This is a genomic window from Sphingomonas sp. AC522, assembly GCF_979258125.1.
The window spans coordinates 454924-466692 of sequence record NZ_OZ409836.1; the positions used below are offsets into that span (position 1 = coordinate 454924).

Sequence of the window (11769 nt, forward strand, 5' to 3'; positions counted from 1 at the left end):
ACAGAATACGAACTGAGAGCGGGGGCGATGTTGAGGATCAACGAAACCGACTCCTATGCGGCGAGCATCAATGCGCTGGTGATCGCCGAAGGTGCGCGCGGGGATGCCGCCGAAGCGTTGGAACTGGCCGGCGTAAGAGTGCGCGCGCACGTCGATTTCGCCCATGCCGCTGCCCAGCTCGCCGAGCCCGCGCTCGACTTGATCATGGTCGAGGCGATGACCGCCCCGCCCGATCTGCTCGACATCGTGCTCGCCCGCGCCGACTTAGTCGCGCGCGAGCGACATACGTCCATTTTGGTCGCAATGTCCGCCGATCAGCTCGATTTCGCCGCGGCGCCGCTGCTCGGCCCGCATAGCCAGTTGCTTTGCGACCCCGCCATGTCGGAGCGATTGGCCGCCATTGCGCTGGCGCGGGCTAGAGGCAGGCACCGCGGCGTCGCGGCGCTGCACGATGCCGGGCGCGAGGGCGAATCGGTACGGCTCCAGCGGCTCAACGAGGAAGTCGCGCGGATTGCCGAAGTGCTCGCGCGGCTAACCCGCGGCGAGGATGAGGAACAGCGCAGCGGGGGCGTGCGCGACCCGGGCAATGGCTATCGCGGCCCGGCCGACGATAGCGGCGGCGAGGCTAGCGCCCATGACATCCGCGCGGTGATCCGCTCGCGCCGGCTGCGCGCGCAATTCTTCCCCACCGATCTGTTCGCGGACCCGGCCTGGGACATGCTGCTCGATCTGTTCGCAGCCAGGCTCGAGCAGCGCCAGGTTTCGGTATCGAGCCTGTGCATCGCCGCCGCGGTGCCGCCGACCACGGCGCTGCGCTGGATCGGCACGATGCACGAAGCCGGGCTGTTCGAGCGCCAGGCCGACCCCAGCGACCGTCGCCGCGCCTATATCGGGCTGAGCGCCAAGGGGCTTGAGGGCATGCGGGCTTATGTCGGCGCTGCGAAGCGGGCGGGGCTGGGTCTGGTTTAAGCGGGGCTCCGGGAATCGCGGTCGATCTCTAGCTCATTAGCCGACATGAACCATCGGGCTTTTGATTTGCCACCCCACAAAGGCAAGTCCAGCAAACAGTGCACACAGCGGCAAGGCCGCGATCCAAATAATGCTTCCATACTGCGTCGGCGGAAACGCGAGTAAAGCTACAACTAGCATCAACATTGGGATGGCCACGCACCATGTGAAAGGATGTGCCAAGATGCTCTTAGTGAAGTTGTGGAGAACGAGAACCATCGCGGCATAGAATGAGATATTGATCGCGACCACAACAAAGTCGCGCCCACAACTGCCCATTACGGGAGATGAAGGCGCTCCTAAAAGGTGGCCAGCGGTGGAGGCGATGAGCAATCCGAGTATCGTGCCCATGACGTGACAGACGGCGAGGCGACGACCGAGACGGTTCTTGGTTGCGGGCACCGGCATTTCGGCAACATGCAACACCTAATGCCAGCTTTCCACCCACATCCGCCGTTTCTGTTTCGTCAAGCGGCACCCGAAGCAGACCTACCGCTATCGACCCACTTGCGGACGCTGATTGCACGACTATTGTCGTGAAATGGAAGGCATGTTTCTTTTAGACACAGCAGATGCCCTCGTTCGCTATGTCCACGAAAAGTTCGGACGGGCAGCCGCATGGTTGGTCGCTGCGTTGATGTTAGTCGGCCTGCCTGTGGCAGTGTTTTTTGCCATACTATGGTGGTTCGCCTGACCATTGAAAGCGCCCTCATTGTAGCATGAGCGTGCACGGTCGGCATTTTTTCAACACGCCTTGGCGAAGTCCGCTAACCACCCAATCTCGGACATTAGCGCGGGCAGAGGCGAACCCCGGAAGCTGCCGGTCGGCAAACGACCCACTTGCGGACATTGGGGGCACCGGACATCATTCCGTCATGAAACAATTTGCTTTGCTCGCCGCCGCTGCTTTGGTCGCTTGCCAACAGGCGTCGAACGAACCGGAGGGAGTGCACCGAAATGCAGCTATAGAAGAATGTAGTTTCTTGCCTAAACTCGACATTGCCAACGCTCAGAAGGATGCGCGCGCTGCTTGGCTTAGGCACGAGCGGCATTTTCTTGGAGTTTTTGGCTTCGCGAAGGAAATTCCCGGAGTTGAGCGGCCAACGCTGCCTGTTCATATGATTGAGGGCACGTCCGACAGCGATTGCTTGGAGGCCAACGAGTCAATCCGCCGCTACGCTACAATTTACAACCGCGAGATTATGGCAGCGACATCTAACAACTGAACGCCTGCTTTCCACGCAATTCCAGCCGTTCGGGCTGTCTGTAGCGGACACGGAAAGGGATAGGCAGGAAGCGACCCAGTTGCGGAAATTGGCTAAGTCGAAGAAACCTCGGTTATGCGGCTGAGTCTTCCATTAATGATTACATTAAGTGGGTTGGCCGTTGCCGCCTGTAGTAACCGTGTCCGCGAGCTACCTGCCTGCTGGAAAAACGCTGATCTGGTGCCGGGTCAAATTGTTACGGGCGTCGCGATCATTGAAGCAGTTTCTGCGAAAGGCCCTTTTCTAAGTCCTTTATCCTGCGATCACGGAGGTGGGCCTGTAGAGCTTCCCGATGGCTTTGACTTACAAAAATCATCGCTAAACGGTGATGGTCCGAACACCGATGGGCTGCGGTTCTACAAGGCCCGTATAACAGGAGCCGTCAGCTCAGACGAGAAACCGGGGCAGCAACGCCGTTTCGTTGTCTCTAATATTGCGGATGTCGAAGGTGTGCGGCCGAATTGGGCACCTTCGAACTCGCGAAATCCTGAGCGCCAGCCCGGCAGTTAGGTCCGCTTTCCACCCAATGTCAGTCGTTCGCGCGCTGGCCGACGCCCGCGGAAAGCCGACCGGCAGCTATCCACCCATAAGCCGACGCAGGCTGCGCTTCCGACAGCCACTTTGTCCTAAACCCCTTGCCCCAACGCGCGCGTTTTGGCATCGCGCGGGCAGAGGGCGCTTAGCTCAGTTGGTAGAGCATCTCGTTTACACCGAGAGGGTCGGCGGTTCGAGCCCGTCAGCGCCCACCACCCTTCTCCTTGTCGCCGCCCGGCCCCTCAATTGGCCGTGAAGACCGGTGCCCCTGCGCCATTATACCGCAGCGTCACATAGGAATTGTCGCAGACGTTGATCGCGGTCCAGGTCGATGAGGTGTCGTTCTCGAACGTCGCCTTGATGTCGTATTTGCACGTCGGGCCCTTGTCGAAATGCACCGTCATCTTGGCGCCTGCCTTGGTCACCGCTTCACGCTTGCGTTCGGGATCGAGCTTGTTGGTCTGCCAGGTCGTCGTGCCCGCCGGTGCCAGCTCGATATTCTTGATGGGCTTGCCGCTATTGTTGATCAGGATGAAATCCCAATCGTCTGCCAATGCCGGCGCTGCCACCAGGATCGCCGCGGCCCCAGTAACAGCCCATGCTGCAGCCAGTTTCATCATCGCATACCCCTCCTGCGTAAGACGAAACTGCGCCTATCCGCACGATTGGGCAAGTCCTCTCAAAGCGGGCGAACCAGCCGCACCGCGCGTGCGATCCAGGCCGGATCGGCGATCACTTGCTGGCGCGCGCCCGCGCCCAGGGGGAGCAAGTGCAATTTGCCTTCCTCGCGCCCGATCAGCCGCCCGAACATGTAGCGTCCGCCCGGACGCGGCACGAGCACGTCGCGGTTGAGCGCGCCGCCGAAAGCTTCGGGCGCCAGCCGCGCGCACCAGATTTCATCGCCTGCGCGATAGTCGCCGGTCCCACCGGTCACCGTCACGGCGACCAGCCCTGGCTCGCCGCGCGGCGGCACCACCGTCGCCTCGCGGCGCGGCGCCTGCGCGCCATTGCCGTCGAGCACTGCCGCCACCGCGATCTCCGGCCGATCGGGCAAGCGAACCAGATCGGCGCTGTCCACGCCGAGTGCGGCGGCGATGCGGTTGAGCCAGCCGACCGATACGGTGCGCGTGCCGGTCTCGAGGCGGCCGATCGTCTGCGCCGTCGTCGGCGGGACGCAGCGCTGCGCGACATCGTCGAGCGTCAGACCCTTGGCCCGGCGCACTTCGCGGATTGCAGTGATCATTCCCTGCCCCTTATAACCTTATTGGTTTTCCTCTGTCCTACAGATGTGCCGCTATGGCAAGGCCCGCGAATCGGTGATCGGCGGGAGATTCGGATGCGCGAGCTGGCAGAGCGGGAAATCGATCAGGAGCGCCTGCTCACGCCCGCGTCCCGCGGCGGCGCCGGAGGCACGGGGCGCCGGACGGTGACCGTCAATGTCGCCGAATCGCCGTTGTGCTGGCTGCGGACGCGCGGGCATGTCGATGCGCGCCAGTTCGAAGCGGGCGAGCGGCTGCGCGCGGATTACGAAATGGCTGCACTCGGCCCGCAAGTGACGATGCGCTGGGATCCAGCACCCCTGGCGCCGCGCGGCAGCGTCGCCGTGGAGTTGGATCCCACGCTTGCGCAAATCGCCGCCAAGCGCCGCTTCGATGCCGCAGTCGCCGACGCCGGGCCGGGCCTTGCCGACATATTGTGGCGCGTCGTCTGCGCCGGCGATGGCTTGGGCGTTGCGGAAAAGACGCTTTGCTGGCCCGCGCGCGCCGCAAAGCTGGTGCTGGGCATCGCGCTCGATCGCCTGGCCAATCATTATGGGCTGAAATGACCCCCGAAGTTTATAAACTTCGTCAACATTTGCGGCGCGCCGGTGTCGCGTCGATGGGCGCGCTCTAATGGCCCCGGCAGGCCAGCGCCTCGAGGATGTCGTCGATCCGCGCCGGATCGCCCGCGGCGACGACTTCGCCCTTGCTGCCGGCGTGGAGCGGATCGCCCTGCCAGTCGCACATCCGCCCGCCCGCGCCTTCGACTATGGGAACCAGCGCGGCGAAATCGTGGAGCTTGAGCCCGGCCTCGACCACCACGTCCATCCAGCCGCTCGCGACGCAGCCATAATTATAGCAGTCACCGCCGAGCACGACGCTCATCACTGCGCCGTCGAGATGCTCGAAGGCGTGAAGCTGATCGTCGTCGAACAGGGCCGGCGAGGTGGTGGCGAGGATTGCGTCCTTCAGGTCGCGGCAGCGGCGTGTATTGGCAGGCTCGCCGTTGAACAGGGTCGGGCGGCCCGCCACACCGATCCAGCGCTCCTTGGTGATCGGCTGGTCGATGATGCCGAGCAGCGGCCAACCATCTTCGATCAGTGCGATCAGCGTCCCAAAGATCGGGCGCCCGGCGATGAAGGCGCGGGTGCCGTCGATCGGATCGAGCACCCATTGCCGCCCGCTGGTTCCTGCACGCTCGGGGAATTCCTCGCCGATGATACCGTCCATCGGCGCCTCGGCGATGATGAGCTTGCGCATCGCTTCCTCGGCGGCGCGATCGGCGAGCGTGACCGGAGACAGGTCCTCCTTGGCCTCCAGCCCGTGCTCGGTGCGGAAATAGGGCCGGATCGCCGCGCCCGCCGCATCGGCAAGGCGTTCGGCGAGGGCGATGTCTGTCTTGGAAACGGCCATGTGCCCTGCCCTAGCCCGCGCATTTTGACTCGCCAAGCCGCTAGCGTGCTGGCACCCAAATGCCCGATGCGACTGCTTCTCCTCGCCCTCGGCCTGCTCTGTGCAACCCCCGCCGCCGCGCAGCTTCGTGCCGTGCCCGCCCAGCCCGCGTCGGAGGCCGAGGCGCTGCGCGGTGTCGAGGTGTTCCTGCTCAACGAAGGCGATGCGGCCGTGAGCGATGCCGGTCCGCGCGAGATCGAAGTCACTGCGATCGACGGCACAAGGCTGGTGCTGGAGCGCGCTCCCGGGCCAGCGCGAACGGTTGAGCCCGGCGGTTTCGCCAAGGCGCGCTATGTGCCCGTCCATGTCGCGGGCAAGGCAGTGCCGCCCGGCGAGGCGCATCCGGCCGCCGAGATTTCCGCGGGCGAGACCGTGGTGCAGAGCTCGACAGGCAGTTCCGCTGGCTTCGTCGACCGCTTCGAGCCGCATGAGCCGATCTATGGCGTATTCGGTGCGGGCGATGCGGGCGCCAAGCTCCAGGTCAGCTTCGCCTTCCGCCCCTTTGCCGAGGATGCGCCGCTCAAGCTGGGCAATCTCCGCTTCGCTTATACCCAGGCGATGTTCTGGGCGATCGATCGGCCATCGGGCCCGTTCCGCTCGACCAATTACAGTCCCGAAATCTATGCGGACATTCCGGTCGATGACACGACCAAAGTCGCGTTCGGCTATCGCCACGATTCGAATGGCCGGGGCCTGGCAGATTCGGTCGATGTGAACCGTGTCTTTGCACGCCTAGAAAAGAGTTTCGATCTAGGCGGCGAATGGCGGCTCGATGTGGCGCCGCAAGCCTGGCTTTATGCAGGCAAGACCACCGCGCGGCGCGATCTGCGCGACTATTTTGGTTACACGTCGCTTACCGCTGCGATCGGCCAGAAGGACGGGCTGAAGCTGGCCGTCACAGCGCGCGGCAGTTTCCAGACCGGCAAGGGCGCGGCCGAGCTGTTTGCCTCCTATCCGCTCACCCGGATCGGCGGTGGACTCGGCTTCTATGTCTTTGGCCAGGCGTTTACCGGCTATGGCGAGGCGCTCGACGATTACCGCCGCCGCGCAACGCACGCCCGAATCGGAATTGCACTGACGCGTTAGACTTGGCGGCCGGTCAGGCCTAGACGAACACAGACACCAGGAGAGATTGCCCATGCGCCCCTTGCTCTTCGCCGCTTTTGCCCTTGTTTTGTCGATGCCCGCCAGCGCGGCACTCGCCCCCGGCGCCAAAGCCCCCGACTTCACTGCCGCCGGCGCAGTTGCTGGCAAGCCGATATCGGTAAGCTTGAAGGCGGCACGCCAAAAGGGTCTGGTCGTCCTTTATTTCTTCCCCGCCGCCTTCACCTCGGGCTGCAATGCCGAGGCGCATGCCTTTGCCGAAGCGCTTCCCGATTTCACCAAGGCCGGCGCCACCGTGATCGGGATGACCGCGGGCAATGTCGATCAGCTCGAAAAATTCTCGAGCGAATATTGCGCGGGCAAGTTCGCGGTGGCCGCAGCGTCTCCGGCCGTAATCAAGGGCTATGACGTGCTGCTCAAAAAGCCCGACGGCACCGCGACCACCGTCACTAGCCGCACCAGCTTCGTGATCGCGCCCAGCGGCAAAATCCTTTTCGCGCACACCGATATGAGCCCGGCGAGCCATATCAAGTTGACGCTCGCCGAGGTCCGCAAATACCGCAAATCGCATCCGCGCGGCTGACACCTTCACAACTCGGCAAGCTTTGCTCACCGGATATTAGCAACTAGCGCCTAGTCCATGCCTTCAACGCATTGCCGCATTCCAATCGGAAGCGGCGGATTTGAGTGGGGATCAGGACGAATGGCGGGGGCGAGCGCCATGCGGGGGTTAGCGGGAGAAGATCCCGTGCGCCGCCTGTATGGCCGAATCGGAAATTTCCTGACCGAGCAGCGGCTGGATCCGGTTCCGGCCAATTATGCGTTCGCTTATCATTTGTTCGCCAATCCCGATGGCCCCTTGGCCCGCGCCGTCGCCGCGCTGATTGATGGCGGGGTTCGCCTGACCCAGCGCGACGTCGAGACCCTGGGCTGCGACAACAAGCCCGTCGCCAATCCCAAGGCCGCGGCGCAGAAGACCGAAGGCTTGGTCGCCCAGACCCAGATGCAGGTTGAAGGCTTCGAGGACATGGTCACGGCGATCCGCGCCGAGACCGAAGATTTCGGCCGCGACCTCGCCGCCAGTGCCGAGGCCATGCAGCGCTCGGTCAGCGGTGACATCACCGAGGTCGCCCGCATCACCGGCGCGATGATCGAGCGCGTGCGCACCGCCGAAGACCGACTGGAATCGGCGACACGCGAGGCCAGCGATCTACGCAAGAAGCTGGAGGAAGCACGCGACAATGCCCGCCGCGACCCGCTGACCGAACTGCCCAACCGCCGCGCCTTCGAGGAAGCCTATGCCGCGCAGGCGGCGACCGGCGAGAAAATCTGCCTGGCGGTGTGCGACATCGATCACTTCAAGTCGGTCAACGATCGCTTCGGCCACGCCGTCGGCGATCGCGTGCTCAAGGCAATCGCGAGCGCGCTGACCTCGGCCTGCAAGGGTCATCTGGTCGCACGTTATGGCGGCGAGGAATTTGCAGTGCTGTTCGTTGGCGTCGAACTCGAGTCCGCCAAGGCGACGCTCGACACCGCGCGCGCCACCATCGCGACCAAACACTATAAATTGCGCGAAGACGATGCGCCGCTCGGCGAAGTCACCTTCTCGGCCGGGATCACGCTGGCGAAGGCTGACGATGTTTATCACAGCCTGTTCAAGCGCGCCGACCAACTGCTGTATGCCGCGAAGAGCGCAGGCCGGAACTGCCTGCGCTCAGACTGACCGGAATCGGACAATAGTGTTCGCTTTCAAGTGGTGACTTTTACCACTATCCGGCGTGAAATTTCCCAACTCCGCGACACTTAATTGCGTCGCCTAAGCAGTTTCAATGACTTAGCCGTTTGGCACGCTCCCTGCAAAGCTCTTGGCATCGGCCGCCGGATAGTCCGGACAAGCCGAACATCAGGGAGTAATTGAAATGACCGCACGTCTCGACTCGCTTCAGCACAGCGCCGCAATCTTCAGCGCAGTGCTGCTCACCGCCACTCTCGTCCTGTTCTCGGGCGTCATCGCACCCCTCGCCTGAAGCCCGATCGGATGGAGAAGATCACCATGGCTCGCACATTGATGATCGGCGTCATGTCGTTCGCAGCCACTGCGACGATCATCGTCGGCAGCTTGCAGGGCTCGGCCGCAATCGGCTGAGCCCCGCCAACGCGGAACTCCCGCTTCCGCAACCGGTTACCCATGGCATCCCCTTTCAGGAGCGAGCGCCGTGAGCGAGACCGAAACGATCGACATGATCCACGAAGACGCGCTGCCGGGACACGAGAGCGCGCTCGAGCCCAAGCCCGATTGGGAGCCGCGCTTTCCCGGCTCCGGCCGCCTCCAGGACAAGGTTGCGGTCATCACCGGCGCCGATAGCGGCATCGGCCGCGCCATCGCCGCGCTCTATGCCCGCGAAGGAGCCGATGTCGCGATTCTCTACCTTTGCGAGCATGACGATGCGGCGATGACTGCCGACATCGTCCGCCAAGAAGGCCGTGAGGCAATCACCATCGCCGGAGATGTCGGCGACAAGGCGTTCTGCGATTCCGCCATCGCCCAGGTGATCGAGAAATTCGGCCGGATCGACGTGCTGGTCAACAATGCCGGCGAGCAGCACCCCGACAAGGACATCACCGACATCACCGAGCAGCAGCTCAAGCGGACCTTCCAGACCAACATCTTCGGGATGTTCTTCATGGTCCAGGCGGCGATGCCACATCTGAGGCAGGGCGCGGCGATCGTCAATTGCACCTCGGTCACCATGTATCAGGGATCGAAGGAGCTGCTCGATTACTCCTCGACCAAGGGCGCGATCACGGCCTTCACCCGCAGCCTCTCCGAAAATCTCGTCGAGAAGGGCATCCGGGTGAATGCGGTTGCACCGGGACCGATCTGGACCCCGCTCAATCCGATGGGCGGCGCCTCACCTGAAAAGCTCGAAACCTTTGGCGAGGACACTCCGATGGGGCGGCCGGGCCAGCCCAACGAAGTCGCGTCGGCCTTTCTGTTTCTCGCCTGCGAGGATTCGAGCTACATGTCGGGGCAGGTGCTGCATCCGAACGGCGGGACCGTCGTCAACGGCTGAGCGCGAATGTTCCCAATGTTCGCACTGACCAAGGGGTGCGGCTACGGCCGTGAAAAATCGCGCCGAGCGTGGTGCCGGCGCCGGATTCATGGTTTCAAAGAGCGGATGCGCGCGGCGTCGAAAGATCGATCAAGCAGGCCAAATCCTATTCTGCAAGCCTAAAGGCTCAGGCCGTAGCGGTGCTCCCGATTGGCCCGACCGGCGCTTCCTGCCCTCGCGAATAGGTACCGGTGAGCACGCCTGCGGCGAGGACGCGGCCTGCCATCGCTTCGATCACGGCGCCGCGGCCTGGCGTGTCGCCAAGGTCCGGGCCGGCGCCGAGCGCGAAGAGCTGGAAGGCGTAATTATGCTCGCCATGCCCGGTCGGCGGATCAGGCGCGAGCCAGCCTTCGGAGAAGAAGGAGTTGCGGCCGACATCGCTGCCGCTGATCCCGCCCGCGCCATCGGCCTGGATCGCACCTTCCTTGAGCTCGCCTTCGTGCGGCGGCAGGTTCCACACCACGGCGTGGACCAGGGGCTGGGGCGAGGGTGCATCGGGATCCTCGACGATCAGCGCGATCCGTTCGGTGCCTTCGGGGACACCGGTCCAGAACAAGGGCGGCGAGACCCCCTCGCCATCCGCCGTGAACCGCTCGGGCAGCCGTCCGCCATTGGCGAAGGACGGGCTGGCGAGATGGAGCGTTTCGAAGCTGCCGAGCTGCGGCTGCAGGATCGCCAGCTTTTCCTGACCGGCGCGCAGGCCCTTGAGTGCGCTGCCGAGCCAATGGGGGACGTGTTCGAGCATGGGTTCCTCCTTGCCTACACAACCGGCAACGACGCGAGATGCTCCGCCGCTTTTCCCTGATCGATCAGGCTATAAATCCAGCTTCTCGTAATCCGCGGGCGGCGGGATGCCTTCCATCCGCTCGCTCAGCAGGGGGCGGAAGCTTGGCCGACTCTTCATGCGGACATACCAGCCCTTCGCCTGTTCGTGGCTCTTCCAGTCGATCCCGCCGAGATAATCGGCAATCGAGATGTGCGCAGCGGCCGCGAGATCGGCGAGGCTCATCGTCGCGCCGGCGAGCCAGGTGCGGTGATCGAGGAGGTAATCGATATAATCGAGATGCGCGACCGCAGCCTTCATCGCCTCGCGCAGCATCTTGGCGTCGGGCGACTGCTTGTAGACGATCCGCTTGATCATCCGCTCGTGCAGCAGCGGTGCGGTGATCTCGCCATAGAAATTAGTGTCGAACCAGATCGCCAGCCGGCGAATTTCGGCGCGATCGGTAGCGGTGCCGTTGAGCATCGCCTGCTTGCCGACGGTTTCTTCGAAGAATTCGCAGATCACCGACGAATCGATCAGCGTCACCCCGCGCTCGGTATCGACCATCACCGGCACTTGGCCGGTGGGGTTAAGATCGAGAAACTCGTCGCGGCGCGCCCAGGGCGATTCGCGAACCGGCTCATAGCCGACCTGCTTCTCACCAAGCAGGAGCCGGACCTTGCGCGAGAAGGGGCAAAGCGGGAATTGATAGAGCTGCCACATGGAGGTGCTTTAGGCGCGTGCGAGCGGATGCGTAAAGCCACCTCCCGTCACCCCGGCCTTGTGCCGGGGTCCACCCTCGGCGAGCGAGCGCCAAAGAGAATCCAGCGCCTCGTCAAATTGCCTGGTGGACCCCGGCACAAGGCCGGGGTGACGATTGGGGACAGGTCTTTTCGTCATACCCGAAGTCCGGGAGGATGCGCGCGATGGAAGGGGATCCGTTCGAGACCGTGGCGATCGCCTATAGCCGGCCTCAGGCCACGATCATGCTGTCGGTGTTCGCCTGGAACGGCATCCCGGCCTATGCGCAGAATATCGAGACGCTACGCGCCAATTGCCCGCTCACGCTGGCGCTTGGCGGCATTCCGATCCGCGTTGCGCGCGACTGCGCCAGCGAAGCGCGCGCGATCCTGACCGAAGCTGCGGAACGGGAAGAACAGGACGAAGCGCCTTTCGAAACCCTGGGCGCCGCGGGATTCATGGGCGTGTTCGGTATGTTAGCCGTGGCGCCGCCGCTGCGGCTCTGCGTCGAAATCGTCGGCGGGGAGTAG

15 protein-coding genes and 1 tRNA gene are annotated in these 11769 nt (G+C 63.6%); 10 read left to right on the forward strand and 6 right to left on the reverse strand.

Going from position 1 to position 11769, the window contains the following annotated elements:
* Positions 1 to 27 precede the first annotated feature (27 nt).
* Complete coding sequence (locus ACZZZM_RS02340) at positions 28 to 969, forward strand: winged helix DNA-binding protein (RefSeq protein ID WP_463593504.1); 942 nt, start codon at positions 28 to 30, stop codon at positions 967 to 969.
* Positions 970 to 1005: 36 nt separating this feature from the next.
* Here the strand turns inward: ACZZZM_RS02340 and ACZZZM_RS02345 are convergent, their stop codons facing one another.
* Positions 1006 to 1431, reverse strand: a complete 426-nt coding sequence (locus tag ACZZZM_RS02345; RefSeq protein ID WP_463593505.1) for a hypothetical protein — start codon at positions 1429 to 1431, stop codon at positions 1006 to 1008.
* Positions 1432 to 1883: 452 nt separating this feature from the next.
* Here ACZZZM_RS02345 and ACZZZM_RS02350 point away from each other — a divergent pair, with 452 nt between their 5' ends.
* The 3 genes from ACZZZM_RS02350 (at position 1884) to ACZZZM_RS02360 (ending at position 3022) form a co-directional block, all read left to right on the forward strand.
* Positions 1884 to 2234: a hypothetical protein gene (locus ACZZZM_RS02350; RefSeq protein WP_463593506.1), complete on the forward strand. Its 351-nt coding sequence runs from the start codon at positions 1884 to 1886 to the stop codon at positions 2232 to 2234.
* Between the two features lie 114 nt (positions 2235 to 2348).
* Positions 2349 to 2783 (forward strand): hypothetical protein, encoded by a 435-nt coding sequence (locus ACZZZM_RS02355; protein ID WP_463593507.1) that lies wholly within the window; start codon positions 2349 to 2351, stop codon positions 2781 to 2783.
* Positions 2784 to 2946: 163 nt separating this feature from the next.
* Positions 2947 to 3022: transfer RNA gene (locus ACZZZM_RS02360), tRNA-Val, on the forward strand.
* A 27-nt stretch (positions 3023 to 3049) separates the two neighbouring features.
* Here ACZZZM_RS02360 and ACZZZM_RS02365 read toward each other — a convergent pair.
* Positions 3050 to 3427, reverse strand: coding sequence for a hypothetical protein (locus tag ACZZZM_RS02365; protein WP_463593508.1), 378 nt, complete (start codon positions 3425 to 3427; stop codon positions 3050 to 3052).
* Between the two features lie 59 nt (positions 3428 to 3486).
* Positions 3487 to 4050 carry a helix-turn-helix domain-containing protein gene (locus ACZZZM_RS02370; protein ID WP_463593509.1) on the reverse strand — a complete coding sequence of 188 codons (564 nt, stop codon included), beginning with the start codon at positions 4048 to 4050 and terminating at the stop codon, positions 3487 to 3489.
* A 93-nt stretch (positions 4051 to 4143) separates the two neighbouring features.
* Between ACZZZM_RS02370 and ACZZZM_RS02375 the strand changes: the two genes are divergently transcribed.
* On the forward strand, positions 4144 to 4632 hold the full coding sequence (locus ACZZZM_RS02375; protein ID WP_463593510.1) for a DUF6456 domain-containing protein: 489 nt from the start codon (positions 4144 to 4146) through the stop codon (positions 4630 to 4632).
* A gap of 64 nt (positions 4633 to 4696) precedes the next feature.
* On the opposite strand, the gene hisN is transcribed toward ACZZZM_RS02375, so the two are convergent.
* Positions 4697 to 5479: a histidinol-phosphatase gene (gene hisN / locus ACZZZM_RS02380; protein ID WP_463593511.1), complete on the reverse strand. Its 783-nt coding sequence runs from the start codon at positions 5477 to 5479 to the stop codon at positions 4697 to 4699.
* Between the two features lie 66 nt (positions 5480 to 5545).
* Here hisN and ACZZZM_RS02385 point away from each other — a divergent pair, with 66 nt between their 5' ends.
* The 4 genes from ACZZZM_RS02385 to ACZZZM_RS02400 all read left to right on the forward strand — a co-directional run bounded on the left by ACZZZM_RS02385 (position 5546) and on the right by ACZZZM_RS02400 (position 9696).
* Entirely contained in the window at positions 5546 to 6604 is a 1059-nt protein-coding gene (locus tag ACZZZM_RS02385) for a phospholipase A (RefSeq protein WP_463593512.1), read from the forward strand.
* Positions 6605 to 6656: 52 nt separating this feature from the next.
* On the forward strand, positions 6657 to 7205 hold the full coding sequence (locus tag ACZZZM_RS02390) for a peroxiredoxin (RefSeq protein WP_463593513.1): 549 nt from the start codon (positions 6657 to 6659) through the stop codon (positions 7203 to 7205).
* Positions 7206 to 7370: 165 nt separating this feature from the next.
* Positions 7371 to 8345, forward strand: a complete 975-nt coding sequence (locus ACZZZM_RS02395; protein WP_463593514.1) for a GGDEF domain-containing protein — start codon at positions 7371 to 7373, stop codon at positions 8343 to 8345.
* Positions 8346 to 8862: 517 nt separating this feature from the next.
* Positions 8863 to 9696 carry a glucose 1-dehydrogenase gene (locus ACZZZM_RS02400; RefSeq protein ID WP_463596361.1) on the forward strand — a complete coding sequence of 278 codons (834 nt, stop codon included), beginning with the start codon at positions 8863 to 8865 and terminating at the stop codon, positions 9694 to 9696.
* Positions 9697 to 9862: 166 nt separating this feature from the next.
* Here ACZZZM_RS02400 and ACZZZM_RS02405 read toward each other — a convergent pair whose 3' ends face one another.
* Positions 9863 to 10480, reverse strand: coding sequence for a YbhB/YbcL family Raf kinase inhibitor-like protein (locus tag ACZZZM_RS02405; protein ID WP_463593515.1), 618 nt, complete (start codon positions 10478 to 10480; stop codon positions 9863 to 9865).
* A gap of 69 nt (positions 10481 to 10549) precedes the next feature.
* Positions 10550 to 11221: a glutathione S-transferase family protein gene (locus ACZZZM_RS02410; protein ID WP_463593516.1), complete on the reverse strand. Its 672-nt coding sequence runs from the start codon at positions 11219 to 11221 to the stop codon at positions 10550 to 10552.
* A 203-nt stretch (positions 11222 to 11424) separates the two neighbouring features.
* Between ACZZZM_RS02410 and ACZZZM_RS02415 the strand changes: the two genes are divergently transcribed.
* Complete coding sequence (locus tag ACZZZM_RS02415) at positions 11425 to 11769, forward strand: hypothetical protein (protein WP_463593517.1); 345 nt, start codon at positions 11425 to 11427, stop codon at positions 11767 to 11769.